The sequence below is a fragment of the Persicirhabdus sediminis genome (assembly GCF_016595495.1).
Taxonomy (GTDB): Bacteria; Verrucomicrobiota; Verrucomicrobiia; order Verrucomicrobiales; family Akkermansiaceae; genus Persicirhabdus; species Persicirhabdus sediminis.
This window is the reverse complement of record NZ_JAENIM010000037.1, coordinates 29,605-44,689: the sequence shown is the minus strand read 5'-3', so window position 1 is coordinate 44,689 and position 15,085 is coordinate 29,605. Positions and strand designations below refer to the sequence as shown.

The 15,085-nt window shown below is 51.0% G+C and carries 16 protein-coding genes; 6 read left to right on the top strand and 10 right to left on the bottom strand.

Annotated elements, in window-relative coordinates:
* Window positions 1-67 precede the first annotated feature (67 nt).
* From trxA to rpmB, 3 genes are all read left to right on the top strand, one after another.
* Window positions 68-388 carry a thioredoxin gene (gene trxA, locus JIN82_RS07295; RefSeq protein WP_200310979.1) on the top strand — a complete coding sequence of 107 codons (321 nt, stop codon included), beginning with the start codon at window positions 68-70 and terminating at the stop codon, window positions 386-388.
* A gap of 62 nt (window positions 389-450) precedes the next feature.
* Window positions 451-876, top strand: a complete 426-nt coding sequence (locus JIN82_RS07290; protein WP_200310978.1) for a VanZ family protein — start codon at window positions 451-453, stop codon at window positions 874-876.
* 53 nt (window positions 877-929) lie between these two features.
* Window positions 930-1,193, top strand: a complete 264-nt coding sequence (gene rpmB, locus JIN82_RS07285) for a 50S ribosomal protein L28 (protein WP_200310977.1) — start codon at window positions 930-932, stop codon at window positions 1,191-1,193.
* A 244-nt stretch (window positions 1,194-1,437) separates the two neighbouring features.
* On the opposite strand, the gene JIN82_RS07280 is transcribed toward rpmB, so the two are convergent.
* From JIN82_RS07280 to JIN82_RS07260, 5 genes are all read right to left on the bottom strand, one after another.
* On the bottom strand, window positions 1,438-2,235 hold the full coding sequence (locus tag JIN82_RS07280; protein WP_200310976.1) for a histidinol-phosphatase: 798 nt from the start codon (window positions 2,233-2,235) through the stop codon (window positions 1,438-1,440).
* Between the two features lie 65 nt (window positions 2,236-2,300).
* Window positions 2,301-3,461, bottom strand: a complete 1,161-nt coding sequence (locus tag JIN82_RS07275) for a prenyltransferase/squalene oxidase repeat-containing protein (RefSeq protein WP_200310975.1) — start codon at window positions 3,459-3,461, stop codon at window positions 2,301-2,303.
* A gap of 12 nt (window positions 3,462-3,473) precedes the next feature.
* Window positions 3,474-4,229 carry a YdjY domain-containing protein gene (locus JIN82_RS07270; protein WP_200310974.1) on the bottom strand — a complete coding sequence of 252 codons (756 nt, stop codon included), beginning with the start codon at window positions 4,227-4,229 and terminating at the stop codon, window positions 3,474-3,476.
* 281 nt (window positions 4,230-4,510) lie between these two features.
* Entirely contained in the window at window positions 4,511-5,440 is a 930-nt protein-coding gene (gene trxB / locus JIN82_RS07265; RefSeq protein ID WP_200310973.1) for a thioredoxin-disulfide reductase, read from the bottom strand.
* Between the two features lie 160 nt (window positions 5,441-5,600).
* A complete protein-coding gene (locus JIN82_RS07260; protein ID WP_234041850.1) occupies window positions 5,601-6,383 on the bottom strand; it encodes a PEP-CTERM sorting domain-containing protein in 783 nt (260 codons plus the stop codon).
* Between the two features lie 259 nt (window positions 6,384-6,642).
* Here JIN82_RS07260 and JIN82_RS07255 point away from each other — a divergent pair, with 259 nt between their 5' ends.
* The gene (locus JIN82_RS07255; RefSeq protein WP_200310971.1) at window positions 6,643-7,452 is read left to right on the top strand and encodes a hypothetical protein; all 810 of its coding nucleotides are present in this window, start codon (window positions 6,643-6,645) and stop codon (window positions 7,450-7,452) included.
* Between the two features lie 2 nt (window positions 7,453-7,454).
* Here the strand turns inward: JIN82_RS07255 and JIN82_RS17480 are convergent, their stop codons facing one another.
* The 5 genes from JIN82_RS17480 to JIN82_RS07230 form a co-directional block, all read right to left on the bottom strand.
* Complete coding sequence (locus JIN82_RS17480; protein ID WP_200310970.1) at window positions 7,455-8,567, bottom strand: MGDG synthase family glycosyltransferase; 1,113 nt, start codon at window positions 8,565-8,567, stop codon at window positions 7,455-7,457.
* Window positions 8,568-8,608: 41 nt separating this feature from the next.
* A complete protein-coding gene (locus JIN82_RS07245; RefSeq protein WP_200310969.1) occupies window positions 8,609-8,866 on the bottom strand; it encodes a hypothetical protein in 258 nt (85 codons plus the stop codon).
* A gap of 105 nt (window positions 8,867-8,971) precedes the next feature.
* On the bottom strand, window positions 8,972-9,604 hold the full coding sequence (locus tag JIN82_RS07240; RefSeq protein ID WP_200311014.1) for a discoidin domain-containing protein: 633 nt from the start codon (window positions 9,602-9,604) through the stop codon (window positions 8,972-8,974).
* Window positions 9,605-9,995: 391 nt separating this feature from the next.
* On the bottom strand, window positions 9,996-10,913 hold the full coding sequence (locus JIN82_RS07235) for an RluA family pseudouridine synthase (RefSeq protein WP_200310968.1): 918 nt from the start codon (window positions 10,911-10,913) through the stop codon (window positions 9,996-9,998).
* Between the two features lie 24 nt (window positions 10,914-10,937).
* On the bottom strand, window positions 10,938-12,938 hold the full coding sequence (locus JIN82_RS07230; protein WP_200310967.1) for a purple acid phosphatase family protein: 2,001 nt from the start codon (window positions 12,936-12,938) through the stop codon (window positions 10,938-10,940).
* 213 nt (window positions 12,939-13,151) lie between these two features.
* On the opposite strand from JIN82_RS07230, the gene JIN82_RS07225 reads away from it, so the two are divergent.
* The gene (locus JIN82_RS07225) at window positions 13,152-14,339 is read left to right on the top strand and encodes a hypothetical protein (RefSeq protein WP_200310966.1); all 1,188 of its coding nucleotides are present in this window, start codon (window positions 13,152-13,154) and stop codon (window positions 14,337-14,339) included.
* Window positions 14,340-14,351: 12 nt separating this feature from the next.
* The gene (locus JIN82_RS07220) at window positions 14,352-15,071 is read left to right on the top strand and encodes a MotA/TolQ/ExbB proton channel family protein (protein ID WP_200310965.1); all 720 of its coding nucleotides are present in this window, start codon (window positions 14,352-14,354) and stop codon (window positions 15,069-15,071) included.
* Window positions 15,072-15,085 lie beyond the last annotated feature (14 nt).

Genomic DNA, 15,085 nt, shown 5'->3' with positions numbered 1-15,085 from the left:
AGAGCCGCTTGCAGGAAATCCTGTCAGCGGCTCTTGACGTATTAGCTAGAAGCGTCATAGTCGGGGCATGGCATTAACTTTCAATGAATCCAACTTTGATGCCGAAGTAATCGCTTCGGACAAACCTGTACTCGTAGACTTTTGGGCCGAATGGTGTGGCCCATGCAAAATGATCGGACCTGTAATCGACGAACTCTCAACTGACCTCGAAGGCGTAGCCAAAGTAGGTAAAGTGGACGTTGACTCCAACCAAGATCTCGCTGGCAAGTTTGGTGTGCGCTCAATCCCGTGCCTGCTTTTCTTCAAGGACGGCGAAGTAAAAGATACCATCGTTGGTGCTGCGATCACTAAAGATCAGCTGGCTGCTAAGCTCAAGGAGCTTGCTTAGTCGACTATTTCACCCATTTAAAGCTAACCTCAAAGCTGCTTCAGCTTTGAGGTTTTTTTATCATGCTGAAATCCTTGTTTCTCAAAGTGCCCATGCAGCCGTGGCTGTATTTGCTTGGTTTGTTGGTTTGGTACGGCGTTTTGTGGATCTTGTCGTCGGGCAATCCCATGCCCAAGGATGCGCCTGAAATTCCCCATCTCGACAAGCTGGTGCACTTTACCTATTTCTCAGCTGGCGGCGTCTGCTGTGCCATGTGGTTGCGGCTGGCAAATCCCAGCTGGCCAATGATACGTGTATTTGTGCTCACAGCCTTAACGATTTCTCTCTTGGGGGCATTGGACGAATATCACCAGAGTTTCACGCCTGAGCGCACTGGCAACTGCCCGTGGGATTGGCTTGCCGACACACTCGGCGGCATGTTCGGAGCATGGGTAGCTGGACAAATTCTAAAAATGCGTGCAACTTTTCTAAGGAATCCGCTTGACTGAAAGCTCAGCGAGTGTATTTCTCCCGCCCCCGAATATAAAAATTTTCAAAAGTTATGTCTAGAGTTTGCAGCATTAGAGGTTCCCGTGTCCGTGTAGGTGGTAAAATTCACCGTTCAGGTCTTGCGAAGAAAAAAGGCGGCATCGGTCGCCACGTGACCAAAGTAAATAAGCGTACGGTTTCTCCGAACCTGCACGTTAAGCGTATCTACGTTCCTGAGCTTGGTCGTTACGTTAAATTGAAGCTCTCTGCGAAAGCAATCAAGACCATCAATAAGAATGGTGCTTTCTCAGTATTGAAGAAAGCTGGCTTAATCTAAGTCAACTTCGGGCAACAATAGATTTATCATAGAGCGGACCATCACATTGTGGTGGCCGCTCTTTTTTTGTTTTGAAATTGCCAGCTGATCTGGTGGGGGCAGTAGATTTCAGACAGCCCTGACCTGTCGCTCGCTAGTGAGTGAGGTGAATACACTGTGGAGCCAGCTGGAATCGCTAGCTAGCGGCCTATGCGCTAGTGGCTTGCTTACTCAGCTGGATTCCAGCAGGGGAAATTTGGCGAGCTTACAGAGCTTCGTAGCTGCGCTGGCCGCGATTGATTTTCACCGTCTGGCTGAAACCAGCGGATTTGGCTAGCTGGCGGGCTTTGGCAAAATCGCGAGCAATTTCAGCCGGAGCGTGAGCGTCTGATGAAATGACGATATCAATACCGGCATCTGCAGCTAGCGTGAGGAAATCGGCGCTTGGATAGGCTTCGGCACATGGTTTGTGCCAGCCAGCGGTATTGATTTCTAATATCGACCCACTGGCGGCGATCGCGTCGATCACAGGTTCGTAATAATGGTCGAGGTCGCCAGCTGGTTGGTAGGCAAATTTTTTGATCAGGTCGGCGTGACCGAGGATGTCAAATAATCCACTATCGACCATTTGGATGTAGGTCGCCCAGTATTGTTGCCACACTTGGTCGACGTCGGTTTTCTCCCAGCGTCCTAGCCATTTTGGATTATCAAAATCCCACTGGTCGCCGATGTAGTGCACGGAGCCGATGAGATAATCCCACGGGTGGCTGGCGCGTAGCTCGCTGATCCAGTCTTCGCAGCCAGCTAGCCAGTCGCATTCCAGCCCACAGCGGATTGCTAGCTTATCGCCAGCGGCTGCGCGTGCACGCTCAATCCAGCTGAAATAATCAGGCAGCTGGCTCACCAGCATGCGCCAGTCGTCAAATGGTTCAGGTTTTACAGGAGCGTGGCAGGCGATGCCGTACTCGTCTAAACCGGCGGCAATAGCGGCGGCTACAAATTCCTCAGGTTCGCCCTCTGCGTGCATGCAGAGCGGTGTGTGGGTGTGGTAATCAGCTGGCACAGTGAGATTGAAAAAGAAAACTTCCTCATGGGGAATGAGGAAGTTTTAGATTTTTGCAAAGGGGGTTATGGCATGGCGTAGTAAATCTGCTGCAAGGTCATGGTAGCGTAGCTGGTAACTAGCTGTGGGTCTGACTCCCACCAGCGTGAGTTGGTATTCACCCACGAACCGTCTTCGCGTTGGGTGGTGAGGATTTTGATGGCGAGGTCGCGTCGCCAATCGGCTTCTTTGCCACCTTTGAGCGGCAGGTTTTCAATGCCAGCTGCGGACAGCGCCTTGGACATGGCGTGGTAATAATAATACAGCCCTTGAGGTCCGAGGCCTGGGTTTTCTTCCACGGTGAAGTTGTTGCCAGCCCAGTTGAGCACGGCTTTTACTCTCACGTCACTCTTGTCGAGATCGGCATAGAGCAGGGAAAGAAGACCCGCGTAAGAGATTGATCCATACGAGCGCAGTGACACGGTGCCATCGGCATTTTTCTCTTCGTCAGATTTGGTATTTCCTGGGAAATAAATCATGCCGCCGTCATTGCCAGCATTTGGCATGTCGTTGGTTTCTTTGTTATTCTGGCAGCGTGAGATGAACTGAATTGCGGCGTCCCAGTTGAGATCTGGCTGGTCGTTGCCAGCTGCCTCTGAGTCTTTGGCGATTTGCTCGGAAACTTTCAGCGCCTCGATAGCGAGGTAGGTATTGGACAGGTCGCTGTGGTTGTATGTGCCGCCGTAACCAACACCACCATTGTATTCGTCGTCAGTTTCGTCTTGCGCGCCAATCACGTACGCACGCGCTTTTAGAATAGCTGGGTGGTAGGCTTTATCTTGCGCCGCTACGAGGGCAACGATGGAGGTGGCGGTATTGTAGTTGCCGAGTCCTTTGTTGTAGATGCCGCCGTCTTCTTTTTGCTGAGCGACGATCCAGTCCAGGCTCTTGCGGTCGAGCTCGTTGATCTCTGATTTGCCGTCCAGTGCTGGGTCGCGCAAAATTGATGTCATAGCGAGGGCTGTCATCGCGGGCATGTCACCATCGCTCCAGTAGCCATCAGCATTGCGCTGGCTTTTGAGGAACTGGTTGCCACGCGTGATGGCGCGCTCCATTTCCAGCTTGAGGGAGATGTAGTCGTTGCGTAGAGGTTTGGCCGGTTTGATATTGCCCTGAGCTTGGCTGCTCGGGGCCACAGCTAGTGTGCATATAGCTGCGGCGATGCTTGCGGTGAGGAACGTTTTCATATTGGTAAAAGTTTATTTGGTTAGCTTGAGAGGAGAAATGATCACGGTGACTTCGGTGCCGGGTTTGGGCACCTTGCTGTGCGGTTCCCATTCAGCGGTTTCGCGGTCGTCGCCGGTGTAGTTGGCGATGCAATTGACGTCTGGCTGGATAGATAGGATGTCGCCGTAGATGTCAGCGCTGAAGTTGCCTTGGAATACCTCAGATCCATTGTAGACCCACGGGGTTTCTGGCATGCGTTGTTTGGTCGCGGTATTGGCTATCCAGCTGGATAGTGGCGCTGACTGAGTTTTTCCTTCAGCATCTGCCCACTCGATAGCTAGCTGAATGCGGGCTTGTTGTTTGATCTTCTCGTCGACCTGATAGTATTCCGTTCCCAGTGAACCATCGGGATTCGGCTGGCGGAATAGGTCGTTAGACTCTGGGTAGCTAAGCAGCTTGAAGCCGATGTTGAGGTTTGACGGCTTGATGTCGGTGATGAGCAGCGCTTCGTGGGCTTTACCGAGATTGGTGATGAGAACGTATTCGATGATGTCCTTGTCCATGTGCACGGCAGCTGGAAGTTTCAGCTGGCGAGTTTTTTTGTTAATCACCACTTTGCCAATGCGATATTCGTTTTCCGAAATCTGCTCGATCTCCGGTTTGGCGTCAGCGGCTGCGGTCGCCGGCTCGGCTGGCGAAGGATTTGCGTCAGCTGGCGTCTGCGCAAATAGTTGACTAGTTAGGCTGGCTGCGATGAGCAAAAAGGTTGTGGCGTTGAGGCGTATCATAATGCTTGGCTGGAGGGGTATGCAGTATTTTCTTACTACAAGCTATAGTCGACAGGAGGTTTTCCTGCAAGGGATAGAGCTCGTGCTGTTAGTGTTTTTTCAATCGACTGTTTATTCTTCTTGTCATCTCGCAATCTAGCCCGTAATCATTGTTCTGATCATGTATTTGTAGCGCCGTGAACGGCTAAATTTTTTGCTGATAGATAAGTAGTGTGTGATAAAAAAAGCCAGTGGTGGAGACCACTGGCTTTTTGATTTTTATGCAATGATGCTTGGGCAGCTTACTCTTGTTCGGCGAGCCAGCGCTCACACTCGATAGCAGCAGCGCAGCCTTGGCCAGCAGCGGTGATTCCCTGACGGTAGATTTTGTCAGTAACATCACCAGCGGCAAATACACCTTCCACAGAAGTACGTGTGCCTTCAGTCTGGATGACGTAGCCTTCTTCGTCCAGCTGGACAAAGTCCTTAAGGAAAGCTGTGTTTGGTGTGTGGCCGATGGCCATGAATACACCTTCAACCACGAGCTCAGAAGTTTCACCGTTAGTGGTGTCTTCTAGCAATACTGCGCGGATGTTACCTTTGTCGTCAGTGAGGTATTCTTTGATGGTAGAATTCCACACCATCTCCACTTTCTCATGCTCCAGCGCACGCTGTGCCATGATCTTAGACGCGCGCAGTTCGTCGCGACGGTGGATGAGGTAAACTTTGCTCGCAAATTTGGTCAGGAATGTGGCTTCTTCACATGCTGAGTCGCCGCCGCCGATGACACAAACTGGCACGTTGCGGTAGAATGCGCCGTCACAGGTGGCACAAGCAGTCAGCCCGTGGCCGCCCTTAACGAGTTCTTCTTCGCCGTCGAGACCGAGGTAGCGAGCAGAGGCGCCTGAGCTGATGATGACCGCTTTGGTCTGCCAGCTCTTGGAGCCAGCTGATACCAAAAATGTGCCGTCCGCTTGTTTTTCTACGGTTTCCACAGTGGCGTACTCCACGCGAGTGCCAAATTTCTCAGCTTGCTGCTGCATCTTGACCATCAGCTCTGGGCCCATGATGCCGTCGGGAAATCCCGGAAAGTTCTCCACATCTGTTGTGGTGGTAAGTTGGCCACCTGGCTGGGTGCCAGTAATGATGAGTGGTGCGAGGTCCGCACGCGCTGTGTAAATCGCCGCTGTGTAGCCAGCAGGGCCAGTACCTATGATGATGACGTTTTCCATGGTTGTATTCTCTAAAAATGAAGTAAAAGGGGAATGCGCGCGAAAATAGCTGATGGCGGTCGTTGTGCAACTGAAATGCGCAAATTATGCCTTAGTTGTAAACTGAAACGGCCAGCTCCACGATGGAGCCAGCCGATTTGAACCATATGGGCAGATGATTTTATGAACGACGTTTACGTGCAACGAGCGCAAAGCCACCTAAACCAAGCAGAGCTAGGCTAGCTGGCTCAGGAATTGTCTGAGCTGTGTATTCAATTCCATTGGTATCGAAATTGAACCAGCTAGATCTACCTTCAGTGCCATCATTAGCTCCGAGCAGCTCACTATGAAACGTGATGTCCAGTGAGCTGATGTCGTTGTAGATAATACCTCCGCTGGCAAATGGATCTACATCCCAAGTGATGGTATTCCACGCTGTTACGACGTTGTTACGCATCGCTGTGCTATTTCCAGCTAAGCTGCCGTCGAGTAATGTGGCAATATCACTTGTGGCAACGAAAGTTCCTGAGGTAGTTGTCAGGTTGATCGTGTAGTAGCCGTCTATGCGGGTACTGGCCCCGAGCCTATCATCATCGATAGCAACCGTTGCGAAGTCAGATACTTCGAAATTTGGAGTGATGCTATTCAGGGTTGTGGTTGTGATATTGTAATCTGGGTCGCTTGTTACGGCAGTGTGTGAGGTTAGGTTGACCACATCGGTGAAACTAGACTTAGTGCCGATAATGTTAGCATTATCAGGATCAGTCATGATTTGAACTCGGTTATTGAAACGCCAGATATCTTGAGGGCTGCTTGTCGTAGGCAGTGAGGCGTCAGGGCTATTATTTCGGTAATCGGGCTGATCTGATAGAGGTTGGTTAGTGATTACCGAAGCTGCATTCAGTTGGGCTGCAGCTAGCATTGTTGTGCACAATATTAGTAGTTCTTTTTTATACGTATTCATTGTTTTAGTTTGGGGTGAAATATCTGCTTTATGAGTAGTGTCTTGCTAACTTGACTTGGCCTAAGTCATGGGAACTCAGAAAGTAGTCTCAAAAGAGGACACGTAGACGAGTGTGTAATATGGGTGACTGTTTCGCTTTTTGTTTCCCGTTGTCGTACAAGCGTTTCGATTTTCTGGTAAAGAAGGAGAGGTTTCTACTTCCTTGGCCAGCGCGATTTGCCCATTGCCTCGCTGGGGAAATTGCGCTTTGCTGTGAGTGATGGTGAATTTTGAAAAAGTGATCTTGGTAGCTGGCGGAGCGGTGGCTGGAGCATTGCTCACGGCGGTGATCTTCTCTGGGCCAGAGCCAGCTACTTCGGTAGAGGGAAATTCGGCAGCTAGCTCTGCTAGGGGCGCTGATAGGGCTGCGAGTTTATCTTCGTCGTCAGCTGATGCTAGCCGTGTTAGCAAGCGGTCTGGGCTAGCACAGAGGTCGGTAGATGAGCTGGAGCTGCGTGGTGATGACCACATTGCGATCTCGCTAGATCGTTTGGTGACGATGGCTCAGGTCAAGGTGGAGCCGCCCAAAGGGAAGAATTTTTTCAGCCACGACGACGCGGTAGTGAGTTTGCTAGAGGTGGAGGCTGACCAGCAGCAGGCAATTGAAACCCATTGGAGCCAAGTGCAGACGACAATGGAAGCGGATGACATCCAGCTGGCTGAGTTTCGCGACGAGGCTGATGGGTCATTCACCATCCAGCTGGCTGACAGCCCTGAGTTAGAGAAAAAGGCACAGCAGAAATTTCTGAGCCAGCTAGAAGCTTCGTTAGGTGAAGCACGTGGTCGTGCGTTATTTGCGCTGAAAGGTGGTGAGCAATTATTTGATCGCGGAGCCGAAGGGGTTGATAGATCGATTCGCATCAGCTTCGAAGACCAGGGCAACGGCGCATATCGCTATCGAATCGAAGAGCATAATGGCGAGAATCAGCGAGTCTATCTAGCTGACGCTATCCCTGAGAAATATCGCCATCTTACCGATGCGGCTGGGGTGAAACCTGTGGCTAACACTCCAACAGGTGAAGACGAGTAAGTCTACTGCTCAGCTACTACGGACTGGTTGACGAGCTCGACGATGTCGGTAGCGGCTTGCGGGTGGCGGCGCGCGTAAAGTTCGCTTTTCATCTTCCGCCACAGTGCGGCATCATTCTCTAGCAGCTGGTGGATGAGCTCTCTGAGTTTGTCTGATGTGTCAGCTAGATCGCCGCCGCCGAGAAGCTTGAGCAGCTCGAGGTTGCCTTCTTCTTGGCCGGGCACGAGGTGGTGAATGAGCATCGGGCAGGCAGCCGCCAGCGCTTCGTGTACGGTGGCGCCACCAGCTTTGCCGACGACAAGGTGGTGCTCACTCATCAACTCTGGGACCCGTTTGGTCCAGCCGATGATTTTCACGCGGCCAGGAAATTGCTCTTTGGCTTCGCGTGCGCGCGAGTAGAGTTTGCGTACGTTTTTGCCAAGAACCACGGTGACCTGAGTATGTGGGTGCCTCTCTAGCAGTGCCTTGAGAATGCGCCTAACTTGTGGTTTTTTTGCAGTAGTAAAATAGAGAATTTTGAATTTCTCAGTCGAGCAATCTGGCTGGAGAACTGGAAGTTGAGCAAACTTTGGGTTCACCGGAAACCCAGTGATGATGATTTTCTCAGCTGGGATTTTTTGGTCTATCAGCGATTCCTTGGTGGTCTCATCAGTAACAAGGAAATAATCTGTTGGGGCGTTTCTCCACGCTGCATTGATATTGATAGAATCTGTAACGACGGTGAAAACAGGGCAGCGCGGCGCACCTTTTTGAAAACTTCTATCAACAAAGTACGGGTACAGCGGGTAGGTGCTGATGATTGCCCGTGGCTGGTAGTGGCGAATGGCTAGATCGAGCCGGCGTTCCGGTGGGCGCATGAAGGGCAGGCGCTCTTTGGAGAAGTCGTGGTTTTCTGTAGACTGGTAAATGCTATACCACAGCCGCGGGTGATGGGTGGTGATGTAGCGGTAGAACTTGCGTAAAAAGTCGTTGAGCCGCGGCGAGCCAGCTGCGCACGGGTCTAGGTAAAGTGGGTTATTTTTCCCCTCAAAGGCGGATTCAAGATTGCGCGCGGCGCTGTTATGCCCCTCGCCAAAGCCAGCCGTTAGTATGAGAATGTCTGATTGATTAGCCACGGGGAATGGATTGGAGAATCACGGGAATGATGCGCCAGCCTCTAATGGGCCTGGCTGTCACTGTGTGGTAATTCATCCAACAGCTCGTAGTAGCGATCGATGTTGAACTCGCGCTTCTCGATAAACATGCGGTTGCTCTCGTCTGCTAGACATTCGGCGATGAGAAACTTGGCATCGTCCTCAGCTAGCTGGTTTTCGCCCGTGAGCCGCTTGAATGTCGCGGCCACGTGTGGCGTGGCGGCTGATTCAATTTGCTGATCGACGGCGGGAATAAGTGAGTTAACGAGATCTTCTGACATGGTAGTAGCGGCTATGCCCAGAAGCAGTAGCAAGAAACCGCAACTTGAGCAAAAAAAATCCACTCCCAGATGGAAGTGGATTTATGTTTTTACTCAGAAAGCAGATTATGCGCGGCGGCGGCGCAGAACGAGGCCGAGGCCACCAAGTCCAAGTAGTGTCAGAGCACTTGGCTCAGGGACGACATCGGTATCCACGACATTAATGTTCATTTCAGTAGAGCCAACGATATCGCCTCCGAAGTTGCCGGTAATGGTGACTTTGATGTAGCGAGCTGTGATATCCTGACCGTAGTCGGAGGTGTAAAACTCACTATTTTTAAATTTCGCGTCAATGGTTTCGTCAATCTTGCTGTAGCTTTGGCCAAATGTAGTCGAGCCTTCAGCAGCGGTAGCAAATTCGAGCGTGAATGAGCTGATTGTGTTATTGGACGCCCCATTATTTAGGTTACCGTGGTAGCCGTATACAGCAAAGGCATCCATGGTGATATCTGCGCCGAGGTCAAAGATGATCACTGGAGGTGCCGCTGAGTCGAATGCTGTGGTGTACCATTTATCAGAAGCGCCGGTGCCCGTGCCACCATCAATTAAGTTGCTGGTATCGACGTCTGTAGAACTACTAGTTTGGGCATTTGTGCCATCAACGCTGGCGCCAGGTAAGTTGTCGATCGTTGTCCACGCAGCGCTAGCTGAAATCGCAAAGCTTAGTGACAATAAGGATGTTAGCAGTTTTGTTTTCATAATATTGTATTTTTTAGTGGGTGTTATTGGATCTTCAATTTTTAAAAGGACAGTCTTCTAGTTCTTTATGGATTGAAGGATTTGGGTGAGTTTTTGTGAGCGAAATTTAACTTTAAATATTAAGAAGTGGAAGTAGTGAACCAGTTTAACCTTGGTCTGTCTATGATTCTAAAGAGTAGCTTTCGACTAAGAGTTAACCTTTTTGATTGGTCTAGTGATCAAGTACTTAGCCTCATGTTTTTTGGGGGGATGAGTGTGATTTTATATAGAGATGAAGTTTGATATTGCCCCATTTCACTGAGCCTATCAGCTAGTCAGCGCTGGCTCTTGAGCCAAAAAAAATCCACTCCCAGATGGAAGTGGATTGTATTTTTTCGGTTGAAATTATTTGTTAGTCCAGCTGGATTTCTTTGATCCACCGATCGTATTCGGCGGGCACGGGGGCTTCAAAGTGCAGGCGCATGTTAGTTTCTGGGTGATCAATTTCCAGCTGCCATGCGTGCAGCATGAGACGTCCGGTTTTCACTGCTTGGCGTTTGATGTTTGCGTAGATGGGGTCGCCGAGAATGGGTGTGCCGATGTGGCACATGTGAACGCGGATCTGGTGGGTGCGACCGGTATGCAGGTCGCATTTGATCAAGCTGGTATTGCTGGGGTGGTGGTAGAGAACGCGGTAATCAGTGATGGCTGATTTGCCGCTGCCGGGGTCGACCACTGCCATTTTTTGTCGATTGACTGGGTGGCGGCCGATATTTGTGAATACCGTGTCTTCAGGTTTGTTGGGCTGGCCTTGCACGACGGTTAGGTAGCGCTTGGCGGTGGTGCGATCGGCAAACTGGGCGAGCAGCGAGGTAAGCGCCAGCTGGGATTTGGCGCAAACCATCACGCCCGAGGTATCTTTGTCTAGCCGGTGGACGATGCCGGGACGACCTTCTTCTTGGCCTTCAGCTAGCTGGCTGCCGCAGTGAAATAGTAGCGCGTTGACTAGCGTGCCGTCGTCGTTGCCGGCAGCTGGATGCACCACCATGCCAGCGGCTTTGTTGATGACGATGATGTGTTCGTCTTCGTAGAGGACGTCTAGCGGGATGTCTTGAGCGACGAGCTGGCGCGGTTTGTCCTCGGGGATGTTGATAGAAATGCGATCACCGAGGGTGATGAGTTGTTTGGGTTTGGTTTTGGCGTCATTGAGCTGGATGTCTCCAGATTTGATCAATGACTGAATTTTTGCCCGCGACAGTTCGGTGAGGAATCCAACTAGGTAGGCGTCGAGCCGTTGCCCTGCGCTATGTTCAACGAGTAGTGATTTCATGCGCTGGGCTGGCTGGAGGTGAACTTATTTGAGGCCTTTTTTGACGATGGTGAAATCATCTCGCACTTGGTTTTTCTCGTCGATGTATTGGGCATGCAGTTGGTTATTTTTGACATCGATAATCATAGAGCCCATGACACGCAAGTTTACAATGAACACTGGGTGCGGGTTAGGGTTGACGATGTCATCACTGCGGTCAGTCCAGCGGGAGAGTTTGCCCGAGGCGCCAACGATGCTGTAGACGGTTCCTTTGACTTCCTTGTCGCCGCCATTGTTTTCTTTTTGGTAGGCACCATTGCCCTTGCTGGCATCGTTGAGGAAATTCCCCTCGGCGTCGACTCCGCCCAGCGTGCTGCCGTTGCCAGCATCTACGAGCATGTCTTTGGTGAAGGTGGCGCTTTTGGAGTCAATGCTCGGGTCCATCTTGCTGTGGTGGCCATTGACTAACATGGAGCGCTCGTAACAATGGCTGTGGCCTGAGAGCACGAGGTCGGTGCCATATTTTTCTAGCAGCGGAGTGACGTAGTTGCGCATGGCAATGTGCTGCGGCTCGCGGTCTGAGTCGTGTGATCCTTTGGTATACGGCCCGTGGTGGAAAAAGGCGACGATCCAATCTTTATCGGTAGCTTGCAGGTCTTGTTCTAGCCAGTCGATCATGCCGCCGGTGCCGGGTTTGTCTTGCCAGTTTTCTTTGCTTTGCGAGTCGATGCTGATGAAGTGGATGTTGCCGTGGTCGAATGAAAAATACAGCTCGGACCCAGAAGCGACGCCGCCACTTTCTCCTTTAGTGGGGAATGTGTGTACGTTGAGGTAGGTTTTACCACCGTCTGAGTAGGTTTCGTGGTTGCCAATGCACGACCACAGGAAGGTATTTTGCAGAAGTTCTGGGTAGGCATTAAATACCGCGCGCTGGAATTCCTGATCGGTGCCTTTGTTGTAGGCATTGTCACCGAGCATCAGCCAGGCATCAGTATGCTGGCCAGCGCTGCGTTGAAGGTAGGATTTGTATACATCCATCTTCTGCTTGGAGGTGGTGCCGCTGTCGCCAATCACCCAGATGCGGGTATCCACTTTGCTGCCTGCTTGCGGGTGAGTTTGGAAATAGGCATTTACGCTTGCTTCTGAGCTGATGAAATTTTCTCCACCTCGGCTCTCGACGGTGTAAAAATAGCGCACTGCTGGCTGCAGGCCATTGATGGTGACAATGTGCTCGCGAGTGGGTTCTTTGATCTCAGCTAGCTGGTCGAGTTGGTCTGGTGCGGTGCCATATTTCACTACGCTGGAGCCAGCAAAGTTAGTGCGCCAGCGCACGGTGGCGCTGGTGGGCGAGCCAGCTTGCAGGTACGGGCCACGGTTGATGGTTGGGGTGATGACTTGGTCGCCCTCGCGGTTGCTGAGCACGATGTCAAACCCGAGGTCTGAGCTGGTGGCTTTGTTATTGTGTAGGGAAATGGCGAGCAGGTTTTTTCCTGGCTGCACTTTTGGCTCACCAATCAGCTCGATGGGCACGAAGTTTTTTTCGTCGCCAAACCTAGTAGCGAGAGTTTTGTAGTTATCTTGCCCGGTCACATTGTGGCGGGCGATGAGTTCGCCATTGAGGTAAATAAATGCCCCGTCGTCACACAGCATGTCGATGGCAATGTGCTCGGACCCTTCTTTGCCGCCGTCGAATGGTTTGAGAAAATACGAGGTGAAGCGCTTGCCTGATGGTGGCACTTCCAGCTTGGTTCCGCCTTTTAGCCCATCCACGCCGCCGTAGTGAAATGGTGCTTTGCCATCTGGCTGGAATTTTGGCCCTGGGTAATTGCTATTGCCGCGGTAGTTCGCCACCGTTTGCCCGTACCAATTATTGTTGAATCTACGGTTATCTTTGCCAGCTGGTGGTCCACCGTCCGTGATATGGAGGTAGTGCCAGCCAGCTGACGATTTATCGACAAAAATGGCGGGTGTTTCTGCGCACAGTGTAGGGGCGGCGAGGACCACTGCGATCGCTGAGTAGATGGCGCAAAGGGATGTTTTCATCATAGGTTTGTATAAAAATTGGACAAGATAGCCAGAGATATATCTGGCGGGGTGAAATTGGCTATACAGATTTATCGGTAAAGTACCAGTGTAGCATCGCTAATATTTCAAGGAAATCCCTAGCATCGCAAATTTTGCAAGATTACCTGATTCACGGTTGCCAAGCTGTCTGACCCTGTTCAGATTGCTGCAGTCAATAGACCCGCCAGCTGGCATATGACTCTATACCAAAGAAAAGTACAACAAGCATTCCTCATCACCGCCGCGGTGTATGTGCTGCTGGCTTGTGCTGTCTTATTGTGCATTAAGCTGAATGTATTGGAGTATTTCTACGATAAACATACAAAGGAACTGCCGGCTGATGATTCTGATGAGCTCAATAAGGCATCGGAAGTGGTTATTTCATGGCAAGAGTTTGTCCCCGCACCTATCGAATTGGATGAGGTCATAGAGCCGGAAAAAGTTGAAAAACAGCATGTCAGAACTGATGAATCGCAGGTTGGTGAGCTTGAGGAGCCTGCTGATTTAATAGGTGAACTGGAAACCGTGGCCGCTAGCGAGGCTCCAAGCGAAGAGGACAAACCTGCAGTTCCTAGCGTGGATGGTTCGGAAGATACAAAATTTGACCAATTCTACGATAGTGACGTCAAGCTAGGCTCGACTAGCAAAGAACCGTCTAATGAAAAGGGGCCACCTTTACCACCGCGCCCACTGAATACTGAGCTTGATTCACCAGAACCTCCAAAAGATAAACCTCACTTTTTTGATCACGCCGTATTAGCGGACGAGACGATGCAGCCGAAACCACAAGAAGGCAATGAAGCTGTGGATAGGGTGAAGCCAAGCGAACGGGAAGAATTCAATCGGGCCGACTCACTGGTGCAGGTGCCAGATAAAATCAATGCGCCCGAGGATGAGCAAGATCGCCGCAAAGAGGTGCCTGACGATGACAATAATGTTAAGGAAGGTGATCCAACAATCGCTAAATCTAATTTCGCAAATGTTCCAGCTAGACCGGGAAGTGACGGGTTTAGCGAGTTGCAGACGAAGAGCCGTATCATTGGCAATATTTCTAATCAAGGAGTGGCAGCACAAAATGTGGATAGTACCGCGCTGGGTAAATACCAAGCTGCCATCAGCCGGGAAGTTGAAAAGGCATGGAGAGTGAATGCTCTGAAATACCGTGACCTCATCGCCCCAGGAGTAGTATCGGTGCGGTTTCTCGTTGATACTCGCGGCAAGGTCTCTGGCATTAAAGAAGTTGAGCTCGTTGGGGCAAGTGCTATCCAGCAGGCTTTTACCTACTCAGCGATCAAAAAAGCAAAGTTACCCAAAATGACGGGAGAAGTCGCCAAAGAACTCAATGGCGAACCACTCGAACTGATTTACAATTTCTATTTTTAACCCAGAAAAAACATGATGCTAAATTCATTCATCCTAGCTGAAGCAGAGCTATCGGCTTTTGCCAAAGTGGAACAATTTATCGACCAAGGTGGTTGGTTTATGGTGGCGATTATCTGCTGCCTGTTGGTCACCATTGCGGCGACAGTTTTCAAATTTGTCACTCTAGGGCATTCGTTGATCATGCCGAAGCATTTGGCGCATCAGATCGACCGCGTTCACGCTGGTGACAAGATGGAGAACGAAGCCCAGCTGATGGCAGAGTTCCAGCAAGGTGATACGGCGCTGGCGAGACTATGTTTTGTAGCCTCACACAATGCCAAGCGTGGCCAAGATGAAGCGAAGACAGCCATCCAGTCAGCCGCCCGCGAAGAGGTGGTGAAGATGAATGCTGGCATGCCTATCTTTGATGTCATCATCACTATCGCGCCACTGCTCGGCCTGCTGGGCACAGTGAGCGGATTGATTTTTGTATTTGCCCGCATCGGCCCAGATGCAGATCACGCTGAGATTGCTCACGGGATTTCCATGGCGCTCAATACCACCGTAGCTGGATTGGTGGTTGCCGTGCCTACCGTCATTGCGCAGAGCCATTTTTCGCGCAAAATCGAGACCATGACCGCGCGCATGGAAGTGCTCATGAGCAAGGTGGTCTTGTCCATTTCCTCAGCTCGCGAAAGCCAGCCAGCTCAGCCGAGCAAAGCTAGCAAGCCAGCTAAAAAGGCTAGAAAATAAACCCAGCTGGAACG